The following is a 16,694-nucleotide window of genomic DNA, read 5'->3' as shown; positions in this document are numbered from 1 at the left end:
GGGGCATGCAGGATCTGATTCGCAAGCAGCCGGGGGTGCTGTCGACGCGGGTCGGCTACACCGGTGGGCGCAATGATCACCCCACGTACCGCAATCATCCCGGACACGCGGAGGCGGTGGAGATCGTCTACGACCCGGAGCGGACCGACTATCGGGCGCTGCTGGAGTTCTTCTTCCAGATCCACGATCCGACGACGAAGGATCGGCAGGGCAACGACATCGGCACCAGCTACCGGTCGGCCATCTTCTATCTGGACGAGGGTCAGAAGCGGACGGCGCTGGAGACCATCCTCGATGTCGACGACTCCGGGCTGTGGCCGGGCAAGGTCGTCACCGAGGTGACGCGGGCGAGCGAGTTCTGGGAGGCGGAGCCGGAGCACCAGGACTACCTGGAGCGCTACCCGGACGGGTACACGTGCCACTTCCCGCGTCCCGGCTGGAAGCTGCCCAAGCGGCAGACCACCGCGCAGTAGTCCTGACAAACCGAGGCGGGCACCGAAATCCGGTGCCCGCCTTGTTTTTACGGGAGGCGGCTGACTCTTCGAGCAGGATCGCCCGGCCGAGTGGCGAAATAGTTTAGCGTTGAGATAAATTACTTAGAGCTAAGAGATTCTTGCGACGAGGAGGTTCTGACGATGCGGATCACGGTGTTCGGAGCGGCGGGCGAAGTGGGCCGCCGGGTCGTTGCCGAGGCGCTCGCCCGCGGCCACGAGGTGACGGCGGTGGTGCGCAACCCGGAACGGGCGACAAATCTGCCCGCTGAAGTCGAGGTCCGCACGGGTGACGCCGCCAACGTGGACGATGTCGAATCCCTCAGCGCGGGACAGGATCTGGTGATCACCGCCACCCGCCCCGCGCCCGGCCGGGAAGCCGAGCTGCCGGAGGTTACGGCGGCGATCCTCGCGGGCGTGGCGCGGACCGGGGCGCGACTGTTGGTGGTCGGCGGCGCGGCGACATTGATCGTTCCCGGCGCCGACGGGATGACCTTGCACGAGATGCCCGATTTCCCAGCGGAATTGCGCCCGATCGCGCAGGCGTGCGAGGAGCAGCTCGCCGTGTGCCGCGCGGCGTCGACCGTGAACTGGACGTATCTGAGCCCGCCCGCGGAGCTGCTCCCCGGCGCGCGGACCGGCGAATACCGCCTCGGCGGCGACGAACTGCTCAGCGATGCGAACGGCGTCTCCCGAATCTCCATGGAGGATTTCGCCGTCGCGCTGCTGGACGAGGCGGAGCGCCCCGCGCACGGCGGCGCCAGGTTCACCGTCGCCGCGGCGTGAGAAGCGGTGCCGAGGCGAGAACGACCTCGGCACCGAATTCAGCCTGAGCGCGATGGAATCAGTGGTGTCCGTGCGACGGGAGCGGCTTGCCGTCGGGACCAACCGGCGGCGGGCACGGCTTGCCCTCGGCATCGAGCGGCGGCGGCCGCGGCGTACCGTCGGGACCCAGCGGCGGAGGCAGGGGCTTGCCGTCGGATCCCAGCGGAGGCGGCGGGCACCCGTTGGCCGGGCTGGCGTCCCTATCCGGTGAGCTCCCGGATGCGCGCGGCGAACTCCGCGTCGGTGCGCTCGAAGGTCTCGCGGATGACGCCGAACAACGTCTGGATCTCACCGACCACCGCGATGTATTCGCCGAGCGTGTCGTAGGCGCTGCCCGGTCCGCCGAAAGCTTTCTCCCGGAACAGCTTCACCAGCTCGATCGCCGACCAGAGCCGCGGATCGTCCTCGCCGAGCCCCCAGCCGCCGAGTTCGCCGAGCGCCCGTGCGTCGTGCCGCGCGGCCGTCAGCGCGTCGACCAGTTCCCGGCAGGCGCGGTCCAGGTCGAGGAAGACCTGCGGTTCCAGACGCACCTGTAGCGCGCCGGCTTCGGCGTTCTCGATGAATGCCCCGAACGGGCTTGCCACGGCCATAGCGGTCGCCCCTTCCACTGGTTCCGTCGATGATTCAGACGCGCGGGCACCGGAACCGGTTCCATCGAAACACGGATTCGCCTCGGTGAGTCCGAAACAACGCGTCAGTGGGCGATGATCAGCGGGCAGTTCGCGGAGAGCACCAGCGACTGGCTGGTCGAGCCGAACACCATACTGGCGAACCCGCCGCGTCCCCGCGTTCCGACCACGAGCAACTGCGCCCCCTCGGAACGTTCGCGCAGCACCCGTTCCGGTCGGTCCTTGACCACCTCCCGGTGGATGCGAACGCCGGGAAAGCGCTCCTGCCAACCCGCCAGGCTCTCGGCCAGCACGTAGTGCAAGTCGGCGGCGGTCGCGTCCGGGTCGACTCCGTAGCGTTCCGGCAGCTCGACCCCGGTCCAGACGTGCAACGCGACGAGGTCGACCTGCCGCGCCGCCGCCTCGGCAAGCGCGATGCCGATCGCGGGCTCGCTCACCTCGGTGCCGTCCACGCCGACGATCACCGGCCGTGCCCGCACCTCGGGTGAGAACTCGATGCCCTCGCGCACGACCGCGACCGGGCAGTGCGCGCGCCGGGCCAGCGCCGAGCTGACCGAACCGAGCAGCGCCCGCCGCAAGGTCCCGCGCGACCTGGTGCCGACGACGACCATCCGTGCGCCTTCGGTGCGCTCGAGCAGGCTCGGCGTGGTCACCGCCTGCATCAGCTCGGCCCGCAGCTCGACACCACCGAATTCCGCGGCCGCCTTCTCCGCCTCCCTCGCGGCGGCGTCGAGCAGCGCGCGACCGTGCTCGGTGAGCCGCGCGTAATCGACCGCGGTGAGCGGTTCCGCCGCGCCGGGACCGTAGTCGGCGACCACGTCGACGATGTGCAGCAGGTGCACCGGCGCACGATGCCGCGCGGCCGTCTGCGCCGCCCAGATGACCGCCGCCGTCGACCCCGCGGAACCGTCCACGCCCACCAGGACCGCAGGACTCGCCATGGGACCGTCTCCTCTCGTCCGCCTGACTTCGAGAAAGCCGCGGTGGGCCGGGGCCACCTCCCGCGACGATACCGCGCGGGACGGTCGATGATCAGGTGTCGAAAGCTCGCGCTCAGATGGACGTGGTCGCGGGCGCCTCGGTCTTCTCCAGCACGGTGGCGACGTGGCGGCGCGGACGCTTCGCACCCGGTACCCACCAGTTGGCCTCGCCCATCAGCTGCACGAGCGCGGGAACGAGCAGCATCCGCACCAAGGTCGCGTCGATGACGAGGGCGATGATCATGCCGAGACCGAGGAACCGCATCGGCGTCAGCGGCGAGAGCGTGAACGCGCCGGTGACGAGGACGAGCAGCACGGCGGCCGCCGTGATGACGCGCGCGGTCTTGATCGTGCCGACGCGCACCGCCTCGGCGGTGTCCGCGCCCGCGTTGTGCGCCTCGACCATCCGCGAGAGCAGGAACACCTCGTAGTCGGTGGACAGTCCGAAGACCACCGCGATGATCAGCACCAGCATGCCCGCGGCGATCGGTCCGACGCTGACGCCGAGCGGACCGGCGAGGTGGCCGTCGGCAAAGATCCAGGTGAGCACGCCGAAGGTCGCCGCGAGACTGAGGAACGCCATACCGACGGCTTTGAGCGGCAACATGATCGAGCGGAAGGCGGCGAGCAACAGGCCCATGGTCGCCAACACCATGGCGAGCACCATCAGCGGCATCCGCGCCACGATGGAGTCGACGCTGTCGCGGGTGGCCGCGGTGTCGCCGCCGACCCGAATCACGGTGTCCGGCGGTGGTTCCATGGCGCGGATGTCGAGCACCGCGGCCGTGGCTGCCTCGCTGCGGTCGGTGGCGGTCAGGAAGACGTGCAGCACGACGAAATCCTCGGCCCGCCCCACTTGCAGCACCGAGCGCACCCCGGGCACCTCGCCGAGCGAGCGCAGCGTCTCGTCGACCGCGGCCGCGTTGGGCACCGAGCCGTCCACCCCGCGCAGCACCGCGGTGACACCGCTGCTCGCGGCGGGGAAGTCGGCGGTGAGTCGTTCGACCGTCTCGCGCATCGGGTGGCCGTCGGGCAGCGCCCGGTGATCGATGTCGCCGAGCCGGATGCCGCTGAGCGGCGCGGCCAGTGCGAGCAATACCGCGCCCACCGCGATCGTGACAACGCCGGGTCTGCGCAGCACGACCCCGACGACACGACCCCAGAACCGTTCGGTGCGTTCGGATGTCCGCGCGCGACCGATGCGGGGGCCGAACAGCATGAGCATCGCGGGCAGCACGGTCAGCGAGAGCGCGGCGGCCAGCGCGACGGCCGCGATGGCGCCGAAACCCAAGGAGCGCAACACCGCCTGCGGGAAGACGAAGGTCCCCGCGAAGGCGCAGATCAGCAGCAGCGCGGAGAACGCGACGGTGCGGCCGGCGGTCGCGCAGGTGCGTTCGATCGCTCTCGGCACGTCACGCCCGTCGGCCATCTCCTCGCGGAATCGGTTGACCAGGAACAACCCGTAGTCGATCGCCATACCGAGCCCGAGCAGCGAGGCGATGTTGACCGCGAAGGTGCTCACCTCGGTCATTTCGCTCAGCACCCGGATCGCGCCCATCGCACCGGCGACCGCGAGCATGCCGACCACGACGGGCAGCGAGGCCGCCGCGACCCCGCCGAACACCAGCACCAGCACCAGCAGCGTCACCGGCAGCGAGATCGATTCCGCCACCAGCAGATCCCGCTGCGACTGTGCGGTGATCCCGGTGGACACCGCGCTGTAGCCGGACAGTTCGGTGTCGATGCCGGGAACGCGCAGCGCCGCTTCGAGTTTCGGATAGGCGGCGACGCGCTCGGTGTCGTCGCCCGCGGTGAACACCACCGCGAGCGCCTGCCGCTCGTCGGGCGAGCGCAGGAAAGTGGTGCGCGGCGGGACGCTGTTCCAATAGCTTTCGACCGGCCGCGCCAGCAGCGCGGGATCGATGGCGGCGATCGCCGCGCGCACCCGCGGCCCGATATCGGCAAGCGTCTGACCCTCCGGTGCGGTGTAGATCGCCACCACGTCGGGATTCTGCGGGCCGAAGTGCTCGGTGACGAGCCGGTCGACCAGCGCCGACTCACTGTTCGGATCGATGAACCCGCCCGCGCTGAGCTGCTCGGCGGCCCCCGCACCGAACAGCCCGCACAAGCCCATGACGAGCACCGCGACGCCGAGCACCGTGCGCGGCCGCGCCATCACGAACCGAGCCCACGCGATCATCGCGGACCCGCCGAACGGTCGTCCCCCGAGGTGGCCGGATCGATCATCGGAAACTCCTGTGCCGCAGTGGTTGTACCGGGAATGCCGGGGTCAGCGTGTGGGGGACGCGGCGAGCTCGCGTTCCAACGTGGACGCGATGCGATCCAGCAGCGCCTCGAGCCGCGCCTCGACCCCCTCGCCGTTGCGGCACGACACCGTGATCTCCAGCCGCCCCGCCGATTCCACGATGCCGAACAGCAGCGGCATCATCCCGCTGTGCTGCGGAAGCACCCGGATGCTCACCGGGGTGAAACCGGGCACCGCCATCTCGGGCAGATCGAAGACGCCCATGTGGGACACGGTGGCGGACACCAGGTTCCTGCCGAGCCGCGCGCCGACCCAGTTGCCCGCGCGCAGTACGGCCCGCACCACCGCGGGCGGGAACGCGGTGAGCCCGCCGTTGTCCATCTGGTTGAGTTCGCGGTTCTCCTTCAGACCCGCGCGCAGCTGGTCGTTCACCGATTCCCAGGTATCACCGGGGGCGACGTCGAGGAACAGCGGAAGCGCCAGGTTGGCGGTGGACCGCAGCGCGGGGTCGTGCCTGCGCAGGTCGACCGGAATCATGAAGCGCGACTTGGCCTGTGCGGCGTCGGCCAGCACGGCGGCGACCCGCGCGACGATGCCCCGGCCGGTCGCCGCGACCGTGCGGTGCCGCAGCAACCAAGGCGACTCCGCCGGATCCTGTTTGCCACGCCCGGCCGCGGAGGGATAGATCGGCAGCAGGACCGAGGGCTTGCCGGGGGCGCCGACGCGCGCGACCAGCTCCGCGTCCGCGACCGGGTCGGGCGCACCGAACGGCTCGACGCCGCGCAGCGCGCGGAACACGTCGTCCACCCACATGCGCATGCCCATGCCGTCCATCACGCCGTGGAAGACGCGGAAGACGATGGTGACCGGATCCGCGGTGAGCAGCAGGACCTCGCAGGTGCGGTCGGGCGTCGGACCGATCGGGCTGTTGAGGACGGGGTCGTTCTCCAGCCCGGGGTAGGTCAGCGAGTGGCCCTCGACGACCCGCACCGTCGCCGCGACGCCGGTGTCCACCCAGTCGGCCCCGTCTCGGACCAGCCGGGAGCCGGGGTTGGCCGCCGAGGCCACGTCGACCGCGCGCTGCAGGTCGGCGGGGTCCAGCGTGCCCTGTCCGTGCACCGCCAGCTGCATCAGGAACGGCGGAGCCAGTTCCCTCGTGGCGAAGTACAGCCGCTCGGTCGGGGTGATGGGACGGCGAAAGGTGGTGTCGCTGCTCATGATTGCCTCCGGGATCGCGGGGTCAGCGCAGGTGTCTTGTCAGTTCGCGGACGCCCCCCTGAGTGTCGAGCCAGGCGAGGAAGCTCGCCAGCCCCGTCGCCCGATCCACGATCGGGCGGTAGCCGAAATCGCGGGTGGCCGCGCCGGTGTCGTAGGTCGCCGAGCGCGTCATCAGCGCCACCGCGTAGCGGGACAGCGGCGGCGACCAGCGAGTGGACACCGCGGGAATCCTCCAGACGGCCTCGAGCACGGCGACCACCGCGTCGAGCACCCGGCGGTTCGGCTGTCTCGTCGGCGGCTGGTAGCCGAGCTCGGTGGCGACCTGCCCGAGGAACTGCCACACGTTCGTCTTCTCGGCGTCGGCGATGAAATACGGCTTGCCGCCGACGTTCTCGGTGGCCAGCGCCAGCACGACGGCCTCGACGATGTTGTCGACGTGGCACAGCGAGGCGTACACCTCGCGCCCGAACGACAGATCGGGCAGCTTGCCTTCGGCGGTGCGGCCGAGCAGCCGCACGATCGGGCCCGACCGGTCGCCCGCGCCCCAGATCGCCCTGGGTCGCAGCGCGCAGGTGGTGAAACCCGGTGCGTTCGCGGCGAGTACGGCGCGTTCGGCCGCGGCCTTGGTCTCGGAGTAGAGATTCAGGTACCGGCGCGGGTAGGGGAGCGACTCGTCGACGTCGAGCAGGTCGCCGCCGTGGTAGTCCATCATCGCGCTGGGGCTGGAGATGAACACGAACCGCGACGCCCCGCCGCGCTTGGCGGCGTCGAGCAGCCGCTGGGTGGCGCGGACGTTCTCCTCCCAGAACTGCTCGCGGGTGCCGCGTTCGTCGACGCGCGCCGCGCTGTGCACGACCGCGTCGATGCCGCCGGTCGCCTCGACCAGCGACGGCGCGTCGGTGAGATCGCCGTAGACGATCTCCACACGGTCTCGCGCGTCGCCGAGATCGTTCAGATTGCTGGTGCGCCGCACCAGGATTCGTACGTCGTGCGCTCCGTCGGCCACCAGCCGCCGCACGAGTGCGCCGCCGAGGAAGCCCGAGGCCCCGGTCACGAGAATCTTCATCGCTCGTCCTCTCGATGATCGCTGGGTAGTTCGTCGCCCGCCCCTGCGCCCAGGCTCGCGCCGTACCAGGTCAGGCCGAAGATCTGGGTCAGCACCGCGGTCTTCCACGGGGAATGGCCGGTGCCGCGGGTGGCGCGCAGCGCGACCGGAATCTGCGCCGCGTGCACCACCACGCTGAGAAACGCGTCGATCCACCACGCGGCCCGCAGCCACCGGTTGCGCGGCGCCTGTCCGGTGCGCGCCGCGACAAGACCGGCCGCCAGGTAGAGCCAGCCGAGGATCGGAATCGCCCGCAGCGCGGTCGTTCTCATCGCCGCGCCTCGGCTTTCAGCTGCTTGGCCGCCCACACCGCGAGCTGTTCGCGGCCGATCTTGGCGTTGTGCCGAATGTCCACCGGGAACTTCGGATGCACCAGCACATCGGAAATCGGCTTGGTGAGTTCGAATTCGGTGGCGTGGGTCCGCAATTTCAGCTCGACGGCGGTGCGGTCCGCGCCCGGCTTCAGCTCGACGCACAGCACCGGACGCTGCGCACCGCGTGCACCGACGCCGACCAGCGCCGTGCGTGCCACGCCGGGCACCGTGTTGAATATCTGCTCGACCTGCACGGTGAACATCGGTCCGTCGGCGGTGACCACCCGCTGACTCTTGCGCCCGCAGAACCAGATCCGGCCGTGTTCGTCGATCCAGGCCAGGTCGCCGGTGCGGTGCCAGATCCGTGCGCCGTCGACGATCTTGCCCTGCCGGTTCGCCTCCTCGGGCCAGTAGTACTTGGTGCTGACGTTCGGGCCCGCCACGACGAGTTCGCCTACGCCACCGGTGTTCTCGAGCTCGCCCGCCAGTTTCTCGGCGTGCGCCCACGTGGGGATCGGCGCGTCGGTGATGGCCACCACGCGTGCCTCGACCCGGTCCGACGGCCGCCCGATGCAGGTGCCGTCGCCTTGGTGCGCTCTGGTCACCAAACCGCCGAGCAGTTCCCGTGATTCGATGGTGGACATCGGCAGCGCCTCGGTGGAGCCGTAGCCCGCGAAGATCCGCACGTCCTCGGCGAGCACCTCGCGCAGACCGGCGATGCACCAGTCCGGCACCGGAGCGCCGCCGGAGTAGATGCTGCCGAGGGTGGGCAGCGCCGTCGGGTGCTGCTCCAGGTGGCGCAGCAGCGGAATCAGCACCGCGGGCGAGGCGAACATGGTCCGCACCCCGAAGGTGGCGATGGCGTCGACCACGTGCGCCGGATCGGTCGAACCGACCTTGCTTGGAATGAGCGGCGGCAGCACGCAGCGCGCACCGAGCAGCAGATCGAGCACGCCGACCAGCGGCAGCGTGATCAGCGAGGTGTCCGGCGGGACGTGGTCGCGCGCGGTGTCCACCTGCTCCACCATCGCGGCGAGGTTGCCGTGGGTGAGCTGAACCGCCTTGGCCGGGCCGGTACTTCCGGTGGTGAAGGCGATGAGCAGCAGGCTCTCCGGGTCGGCAGGCGTGCGCTGCGGCAGCGGACCCCGCGGACGGCGGCCCCAGTCCGCCAACCTCTCGCCGCGCCAGAACCACTGCTTGCCGACGGTGACCGCGGTGCGCACGCTGCGGAAGCTGTGGCGGAACAGGACGCGCAGCGCGTGCGCCTGCGGGATGCCGATGAACGCCTCGGCGTCCACCGCGCGCAGGCAGCGCAGCATCTTGCGCACACCCATGCCCGGGTCGATGACCACGGGCGCGGCGCCGATCTTCAACAGCGCGAACATGATCGCGTAGAGCTCGGGGCTCGGCAGCACGAGCACGATGGTGCGAGTGCCGGTGCCGACGCCCGAGGCGATGAGTCGCTCGGCGATCGCGTCCGACCATTCGTCGAGTTCGCGATAGCCGATGTGCCGATAGGCCGGCAGGCCATCGGGATTCTTCCCCTCGGGGTAGATCACCGCTTGGCGGTCCGGCTCCGTGCGCGCGAACGCACGGAACCGATCGATGGCCTGCCAGTAGGTCCCTTCGGTCACGCGGGGGCCCCGACGAGGACGGGCAGCTGGTACAGCACCGCCGCCGCCGACGGACCCGCACCCGCCGCGACGAACAGCACCCGCGTGTGCGAGCCGAGCGTCTCCTGCGCCACGGCGCGGTCGTAGGCCAGCGGAAGCGCGGCGGTGTGCGGGTCGCCGTAGGACAGGTCGGGCACCCGCACCGAGTCACGGGCGATGCCGAGCGAATCCGCAAGCCGCAGCGGGAATTCCGCGCTCGGCGTGGAGGCGATGAGCACCGTGCCCGACAGGTCGGCGTCACCGGCCTCGGCGAGCGCCGCGCGCGCGGTCTCCAGCGCGACCTCGAGCAGGCGATCCTCGAAGCCGGGCTCGCGCTCGACGGTCATCAGGCCGCGGCCGACGGTGCCCATGGTGGCGGTGTCGACGTAGGCCTCGACGGCCGGGGTCCCCTCGGCGGTCGCGGTGTGCACGCGGCCGAAGCCCTCTGGCTCGTCGGTGCGCTCCAGCAACAGCGCGGCACCCGCTGTGGCGTAAGGGAATTCGTCGTCGGCTACCGCGCGGGTCAGCGACGGGTGGGTGTCGCCGGAGACGATGAGCACATGCTCGGCGCTGCCGGTCTCCAGGATCGAGGTGGCCACCTGCACGGCGTTGAGCACGCCGACCGCGCCGTTCATCAGATCGAAGGAGAACGAGGTCGGATCGTCCTTCTCGTACTCCAGGCCGATGCCTGCCGACTTCTGGATCAGCGCGGACACCGCCGGCTCCACGATGTTCGAATCGCGGTGCACGCCCGCGTTGATCAGCACGCCGACCTGCTCGGGCCGGATGCCCGCCCGCTCCATCGCGCGCCGCGCGGCCCGACCGCTGTGCGCGATGATGCTGTGGGTGTCGCCCGTCCGGCTGACTCCGGTGGACTTGATACGCACGCCCATGTCGATACCTCAGACCTTCAGGGAGGAAATGGTGGTGGACAGGAAGCCGGTCACGACGCCCGATGCGGCAGGAATTATCAGCAATTTCGATCCCGCCGGGATGTTCTGATCGCTGAGCTGATCGTGCAGCACGATGAAATGCGAAGTGGTGGAGGTATTTCCGTACTTGTGGATGACATTGAGGTCTGGCGGCATCGGCGTGCCGAGCTCGCGCGCGGCGATGGCGTTGGCGTACGGGACCGCCGCGGCGCCGAACTGGTGGTGGATGATGTAGTCGAACTGCTCGTCGGCGAAGGTCCTGCCCTGCTTCTCCAGGTAGCTGCCCTGGGTGTTCGGCCAGAGCATGAACCGGGCCTCGTTGTGCATCTTGCGGTTGTCGGTGTAGAGCGCGACGCCCGGGGTCCGGCCGCTTGGCATGCCGAGGCACAGGTGTGAGTGCTCCGAGGCCGTCATCATCTCGATGTAGTGGATCTTGTCGGCGTCGTCGACCGCCTCGTCCAGCACGAGCGCGCATCCTGAGTCGCCGACCGACAGCGAGGCGAACTGGAGATCGTATTTTTCGGAAATCTCTTCGACCGCGGTTTCGGAGATCGGCGTAATTGCCTCACCGCTGACCACCATGCCGTTTCGGACGATGCCCGCGCGGATCATCCGATCCAGGATGTAGGTGCCGGAGAGCATTCCGGCGCACGCGTTGGAAATATCGAAAGTGATCGCCTTTCGAGCGCCGACGTGCTTGGCGATCGAGGAGGCGAAAGACGGCTCCATGTACATCCGGGTGCCGTGCTTGCTGCGGGTGATCGAACTGGAGATGATCACGTCGAGATCGGCGGGGGCATACCGTGACCTGGACAGACAGTCCTCGGCGGCCTTGATGGCGAGCGCGAAGGAATCCTCGTAACTTTCCGGACGCGTATCGTGCACCCGGCGTTCCTTGATTCCTGTGATTCGCTCGAGATCGAACGACGGCGGCACTTTCAGCCGCGCGATCAGCTCCTCGGTGGTGACGACTTTCGAGGGCATATATGCGCCGATGGATTCGAAGCGAGAATTCGACACGTGAGCTCCTGGGAATCGTTGACAGATACGGTTCCGGATCTTCTCTGATCGTCGGTGCGTCGGAACACTACCGGAGAGTAACTAGAAATGGATAGGCCCGAAAACGGGAATCCTTCTGGGACAGTTGGCCGTTCGAAGTACCTGTTTCGTGCAGTGTCACTAACTGGTCATCGCCCGGCTATGGCAGCTCGCTATGGTGGCCGGTAGGCGGCGCTGCGCCGTTCTGACACCAGTTTTCCGGGCATGCCGCGCGAGCGGGCCGAGCGGCGGCACGGCGCGGGTCCGTTGTGACGGCGAACAATTCGCTAACCATGGTTCGGAATAGCTGGACGGGTCGGTGCGCGGGCGGTGCGCGGCCCCGTGTGAGTGACTTCACTCGGTGGTGCCCGCGGTTGTGCGGGAGGAACCGGCGACCGATGCGCCGGGTGGCGCCGACTACCCTCGAGGTATCGCGGATGCGGCGCCGCACCCGTCCGCAGGAGACCGGAGGAGCTGTGTGATGACGACCGAGACCGAGCACGTCGATGTACTCATCGTCGGGGCCGGGCTGTCCGGTATCGGTGCGGCGTATCACGTGCGGCAGGCGTTTCCCGGGCGCCGGTTCGCCGTCCTGGAGAGCCGCGCGGCCCTCGGCGGCACCTGGGATCTGTTCCGCTATCCCGGAATTCGCTCCGACTCGGACATGTACACCCTCGGCTACCGTTTCCGTCCCTGGTTGGAAGAGAAGGCGATCGCCGACGGCCACACGATTCTGGACTATCTGCGTGACACCGCGCGCGAGTACGGCATCGACGAACACATCCGCTACCACCACCGCGTCGTGCGCGCCGAGTGGTCCTCGGCCGACAATCGGTGGACCGTGCGCGCCGAACGCACCGACACCGGCGAAGTGGTCACGCTGACCACCGATTTCCTGTGGTGCTGCTCGGGTTACTACCGCTACGACGAGGGCTACTCGCCGGACTTCGCGGGCACCGAGCGCTTCGCCGGTCCGATCATTCATCCGCAGCACTGGCCGGACGAGCTGGACGTGGCGGGCAAGCACGTCGTGCTCATCGGCAGCGGCGCCACCGCGGTGACGCTCGGCCCCGCGCTGACCGAGCAGGGCGCGCACGTCACCATGCTGCAGCGCTCGCCCAGCTACATCATCTCCGCGCCGGAACGCGACGATCTTGCCCACCAGGCGCGAAAGTGGTTGCCCGCCAAGGCGGCCTACGCGGTGGCGCGCGCGAAGTACGTGGCCATCGCGACCGCGATCTACCAGCTGAGCCAGCGCTACCCGGATCGGATGCGGGCGCGGATCAAGCAGTGGCAGCAGCGCTGGCTTCCCCCGGGCTTCGACATCGACACCCACTTCACGCCGAAGTACAACCCGTGGGATCAGCGCCTGTGTCTCGCGCCCAACGGCGACTTCTTCCGCGCGATCCGCAAGGGGCGGCTCGACATCGTCACCGATCGCATCGAGACCTTCACCGAGCGCGGGCTCGCGTTGACCTCCGGGAAGCACCTCGACGCCGACATCGTCGTCACCGCAACGGGTTTGAACCTGCTCGCCTTCGGTGGCATGGAGCTCGTGGTGGACGGTACGCCGGTCTCGATGGCCGATCATCTGGCCTACAAGGCGATGATGCTGTCGGAGGTGCCGAACTTCGCCTTCGTGATCGGCTACACCAACGCGTCGTGGACCCTCAAGGCGGATCTGGTCAGCGAGTACGTGGTTCGGCTGCTGCGCCACATGGACGCGCACGGTTACGCCCGCTGCATGCCGGTGCGCGATCCCTCGGTCGGCAAGGCGCCGCTGTTCACCAACTTCATGCCCGGCTACGTCCTGCGCGCCGCGACCATGTTCCCGATGCAGGGCGATCGCGCGCCGTGGGCGCTGCGCATGAACTACGTGCGCGACCTGATCACGTTGCGCCACGGCGCGATCACCGATGGCGCCATGCGATTCGAACGCGCTGAGCGACGGGACCCGGTGCTCGCGGACTAGGGCTTACGTCCGCATCCCTCGGTCACGTGGGGACGGCGTCGGCTGTGCTCGACGTGCGCACCGCCGCGTTCGCTCCAGCCGTGCGTGGACCGCGGCGGACCGTGCCGATCAGGCGTCCGAAGACCTGACCGGCGCGATGGCGGTGAGCAGGCGGGCGGCGTGCTCGTCGAACCGTTCGCGCGGGACGTCGATCGTGCCGTCCAGCCACGGCCGGTACAGGTAGGCGAGCGCGCCGAAGATCGCGTTCGCGTTGAGCACGCTGTCGAGGTGGTCCGGCCCTGGTTCGCGGTAGTCGCCCGCGCCGATGGTCATGGCGATGGGCGCGGTGAACAGTTCGACGAGTTCGTCGCCGCGCTGGGTGAGCACCGGGGTGGCCTGCGATTCCACGAACATGATCCGGCCGCGGCGCCGATCTTCGGTCAGATAGTCGGTGAAGGCCGCGACGACGTGGCGGAACATCGCCTCGCGCTCGATCGGCGCCTCGGTCAGCGCGTCGAGCAGGTGGTCGCGGGCCCCGACGACCACGGTCTCCAGCACGGTGGTGAGCAGCGCGTCCAGGTTCGGAAAGCTCTCGTAGAAGTAGCGCTCGGTCAGCCCGGCCTGTCTGCACACCCCCCGCATCGAGATCTCCGAGGCGCCGACGGTGGCCATCAGCTCGGTGGCGGCCTCGACGAGTTGTGTTCTGCGCGTGGCGATTCGCTCGGCGGGGGCCAGGCCACGCCAGTTGCGCATTCGGGCGAAGGATTCGTCGGAATCGGCGACCATCCCTCGATCCTCTCATGCCCGAATCGGCCTCGGCGGGGTCGAATTCTGGTTTCAGGGAGGCGTCGGCGCTTCGGGGAAGAGGTTCGGGATGTCGAGTGCGTACTCGATGTCGGCGCGGGTGCCGAGGGTGGTCAGCAGGACACGGATCATGGTGAGCCGCGCCGCGTCGACCGTCTCCGCGTCCGGTTCGGCGCCCGGCGCGGTGCCCGAGGAGATGCGATAGACGACGTATTCGCAGACGTGCAGCGCGGCGTCCAGATCGAGCGGTGCGGGTACCGGCCTGCCCAGCTCGGTGAACGTCTCGCGGACGGTCGCGCGGATGTCGTCGAGGGCGTGCTCGCGATAGGCGGAGACCGGCGAGGCCGGATCGTGGAGTTCGGCGAACAGCGGGCGCAGCATGGCGCCGTGGCCCCGGGCCCAGTCCAGGTAGGCGTCGATGAGCCGGATGCCGAGTTCGACGGGCTCGTCGGTGCCGGTGAGAGCGGCGCGGATCCCGCCGACCAGGCCCTCGTTGGACGCGGTCAGCAAGACGTGCAGCGGTTCGGCGGCGTTGCCGAAGTACCGGTAGAACGTCGGCCGCGCCAATCCGGCCTGCTCGATGATCTGCGCGACGCTCAGACCGCGAGAGCCGTTGCGGGTGAACACTTCCGCGGTCGCGAGCACGATCCTGGCCTTGACCTCCTCGGCTTGCTCCCTGGTCTGCGGCGGGCGGCCACGGCGGGTCGGCGCGTCAGTCGGCACGGTGAGGCCTCACAACCGGATGTCGGGCATGTCTGTGCTGCACAACGGAGAGCTTGACACGGGACACGTCACAAGGATTAATCTAACACCACTGTTCAGTAAATGCTCTTGACGCGCGCATCCGACTCCGTCCCACGAGAGGGCCGACAATGACGACCGCCCCGAAGCTGGCCGACCCGGCCGCACTGCCCGCCGACCTGGTGCGGCCGCTGCTCGAGCACGCCGTCGCGGGCGGCGCCCCCGCGGTCGAGGTCTTCGCGCCCGCGACCGGGCGGTTCGTCACCGAGCTGCCGCAGTCCTCCACCGACGACATCGAGCGCGCCTTCGCCACCGCGCGGATCGCGCAGCGCGAATGGGCCGCGCGTCCGGTGCGCGAGCGGGCCGCCGTGCTGCGCCGCTTCCACGACATCGTGCTCGCCGAGCAGGACGCGATCCTCGACATCGTGCAGACCGAGACCGGCAAGTCCCGCGCGCACGCCTTCGACGAGGTCGGCGACGTCGCGGTGAACGCCAGGTACTACGCCTCGGTCGCCGAGAAGCTGCTGGCGACCCGCAAGCCGCGCGGCGTGCTGCCCGTCCTCACCCAGGTCGACGTCCGGAACCGTCCCAAGGGCGTCGTCGCGGTGATCTCGCCGTGGAACTACCCGCTCGCCCTGGCCGCCTCCGACGCGCTGCCCGCCCTCGTCGCGGGCAACGCCGTTGTCGCGCGGCCCGACAACCAGACGGCACTGACCGCGCTGTGGGCCATCGACGCCGCCGTGCGCGCCGGACTGCCGCGCGGCCTGTGGCAGGCGGTGCTGGGCCGCGGCTCGGTGATCGGCGGCGAGGTCATCGCGCGCGCCGACTACGTCGACTACACCGGCTCCAGCGCCACCGGCCGCACCATCGCGCAGCAGGCGGGCGAGCGGCTGATCGGCTACTCGTTGGAACTCGGCGGCAAGAACCCGCTGCTGGTGCTGGCCGACGCCGACGTCTCCCGCGCCGCCAAGGTCGCCGTCCGCGCCTGCTTCTCCTCGGCGGGACAGCTGTGCGAATCCATGGAACGCATCTACGTGCACGAGGCGGTCTACGACCGGTTCGTCACCGAATTCGTCGCCAACGTGCGCTCGATCGAGCTTGGCGCGGAGCTGAACTACGACAGCGACATGGGATCGTTGACCTTCCAGCGTCAGCTGGACACCGTCCGCGCGCACGTCGACGACGCGGTGGCCAAGGGCGCGACAGTGCTCGCGGGCGGTCGCGCGCGACCCGATCTCGGCCCGTTCTTCTACGAGCCGACCGTGCTCGCCGGCGTGCGGCCCGGCATGACGGTCTACCGCGAGGAGACCTTCGGCCCGGTGGTCTCGGTCTACCGCGTCGGCAGCGACGAGGAGGCCATCGAGGCGGCCAACGACACCGCCTACGGCCTCAACGCCAGCGTGTGGACCAAGGACGCGGCGCGCGGCCGCGCGGTGGCCGCCCGCATCGACGCCGGATCGGTGAACGTCAACGAGGGCTTCATCGCCGCCTGGGGCAGCGCCGACGCGCCGTCCGGCGGACTCGGCATCTCCGGCACCGGACGGCGGCACGGTCCCGAGGGCCTGCTCAAGTACATCGACACCCAGACCATCGCGGTGCAGCGCGTGCTGCCGATCGCGCCGCTGCCGGGGATGTCGGAGGAGCTGTGGGCCAAGACCATGACGCTCTACTTCAACGTCATGAAGACGCTGCGCCAGAAGTAGCGCGGGTCAGGAGGCGCCGGGTCGGAAGCGAGCGGCACCGAGAAG

The 16,694-nt window shown here is 69.5% G+C and carries 15 protein-coding genes; 4 read left to right on the top strand and 11 right to left on the bottom strand.

Annotation, left to right across the window (positions count from 1 at the left end; translation table 11 throughout):
* The first annotated feature begins 5 nt into the window (after positions 1-5).
* Together msrA and CRP45_RS07445 are read left to right on the top strand one after the other, a co-directional pair.
* Positions 6-473, top strand: a complete 468-nt coding sequence (gene msrA / locus CRP45_RS07450; protein ID WP_425436923.1) for a peptide-methionine (S)-S-oxide reductase MsrA — start codon at positions 6-8, stop codon at positions 471-473.
* A 162-nt stretch (positions 474-635) separates the two neighbouring features.
* The gene (locus CRP45_RS07445; protein WP_097244315.1) at positions 636-1,277 is read left to right on the top strand and encodes an NAD(P)-dependent oxidoreductase; all 642 of its coding nucleotides are present in this window, start codon (positions 636-638) and stop codon (positions 1,275-1,277) included.
* Positions 1,278-1,516: 239 nt separating this feature from the next.
* Here CRP45_RS07445 and CRP45_RS07435 read toward each other — a convergent pair whose 3' ends face one another.
* The 9 genes from CRP45_RS07435 to CRP45_RS07395 all read right to left on the bottom strand — a co-directional run bounded on the left by CRP45_RS07435 (position 1,517) and on the right by CRP45_RS07395 (position 11,432).
* Positions 1,517-1,906 carry a hypothetical protein gene (locus tag CRP45_RS07435; protein WP_067780966.1) on the bottom strand — a complete coding sequence of 130 codons (390 nt, stop codon included), beginning with the start codon at positions 1,904-1,906 and terminating at the stop codon, positions 1,517-1,519.
* 104 nt (positions 1,907-2,010) lie between these two features.
* On the bottom strand, positions 2,011-2,886 hold the full coding sequence (locus CRP45_RS07430; protein WP_097244313.1) for a universal stress protein: 876 nt from the start codon (positions 2,884-2,886) through the stop codon (positions 2,011-2,013).
* Between the two features lie 112 nt (positions 2,887-2,998).
* Entirely contained in the window at positions 2,999-5,125 is a 2,127-nt protein-coding gene (locus tag CRP45_RS07425; protein ID WP_097244312.1) for an MMPL family transporter, read from the bottom strand.
* Between the two features lie 90 nt (positions 5,126-5,215).
* Positions 5,216-6,409: a peptide synthetase gene (locus CRP45_RS07420; protein WP_097244311.1), complete on the bottom strand. Its 1,194-nt coding sequence runs from the start codon at positions 6,407-6,409 to the stop codon at positions 5,216-5,218.
* A gap of 22 nt (positions 6,410-6,431) precedes the next feature.
* Positions 6,432-7,475: an NAD-dependent epimerase/dehydratase family protein gene (locus CRP45_RS07415; protein WP_097244310.1), complete on the bottom strand. Its 1,044-nt coding sequence runs from the start codon at positions 7,473-7,475 to the stop codon at positions 6,432-6,434.
* Positions 7,472-7,786, bottom strand: coding sequence for a hypothetical protein (locus CRP45_RS07410; protein WP_245909959.1), 315 nt, complete (start codon positions 7,784-7,786; stop codon positions 7,472-7,474). Before CRP45_RS07410 ends, CRP45_RS07415 begins: the two co-directional genes overlap by 4 nt.
* On the bottom strand, positions 7,783-9,462 hold the full coding sequence (locus CRP45_RS07405) for a fatty acid CoA ligase family protein (RefSeq protein ID WP_097244309.1): 1,680 nt from the start codon (positions 9,460-9,462) through the stop codon (positions 7,783-7,785). The genes CRP45_RS07410 and CRP45_RS07405 overlap by 4 nt, the downstream gene beginning before the upstream one ends.
* Complete coding sequence (locus tag CRP45_RS07400; protein ID WP_067780982.1) at positions 9,459-10,373, bottom strand: 3-oxoacyl-[acyl-carrier-protein] synthase III C-terminal domain-containing protein; 915 nt, start codon at positions 10,371-10,373, stop codon at positions 9,459-9,461. The genes CRP45_RS07405 and CRP45_RS07400 overlap by 4 nt, the downstream gene beginning before the upstream one ends.
* Positions 10,374-10,382: 9 nt before the next feature.
* Positions 10,383-11,432 (bottom strand): 3-oxoacyl-ACP synthase III family protein, encoded by a 1,050-nt coding sequence (locus CRP45_RS07395; protein ID WP_097244308.1) that lies wholly within the window; start codon positions 11,430-11,432, stop codon positions 10,383-10,385.
* 499 nt (positions 11,433-11,931) lie between these two features.
* Here CRP45_RS07395 and CRP45_RS07390 point away from each other — a divergent pair, with 499 nt between their 5' ends.
* Positions 11,932-13,422, top strand: coding sequence for a flavin-containing monooxygenase (locus tag CRP45_RS07390; protein ID WP_097244307.1), 1,491 nt, complete (start codon positions 11,932-11,934; stop codon positions 13,420-13,422).
* A 108-nt stretch (positions 13,423-13,530) separates the two neighbouring features.
* Here CRP45_RS07390 and CRP45_RS07385 read toward each other — a convergent pair whose 3' ends face one another.
* Positions 13,531-14,187: a TetR/AcrR family transcriptional regulator gene (locus CRP45_RS07385; RefSeq protein WP_097244306.1), complete on the bottom strand. Its 657-nt coding sequence runs from the start codon at positions 14,185-14,187 to the stop codon at positions 13,531-13,533.
* Between the two features lie 51 nt (positions 14,188-14,238).
* Positions 14,239-14,928, bottom strand: coding sequence for a TetR/AcrR family transcriptional regulator (locus tag CRP45_RS07380; RefSeq protein ID WP_097244305.1), 690 nt, complete (start codon positions 14,926-14,928; stop codon positions 14,239-14,241).
* Positions 14,929-15,077: 149 nt separating this feature from the next.
* Here CRP45_RS07380 and CRP45_RS07375 point away from each other — a divergent pair, with 149 nt between their 5' ends.
* A complete protein-coding gene (locus CRP45_RS07375; RefSeq protein ID WP_097244304.1) occupies positions 15,078-16,649 on the top strand; it encodes a succinic semialdehyde dehydrogenase in 1,572 nt (523 codons plus the stop codon).
* The last annotated feature ends 45 nt before the right edge of the window (positions 16,650-16,694 follow it).

It is taken from the genome of Nocardia amikacinitolerans, from assembly GCF_900215415.1.
Taxonomy (GTDB): Bacteria; Actinomycetota; Actinomycetes; order Mycobacteriales; family Mycobacteriaceae; genus Nocardia; species Nocardia amikacinitolerans.
This window is presented reverse-complemented; position numbering and strand designations above follow the sequence as displayed.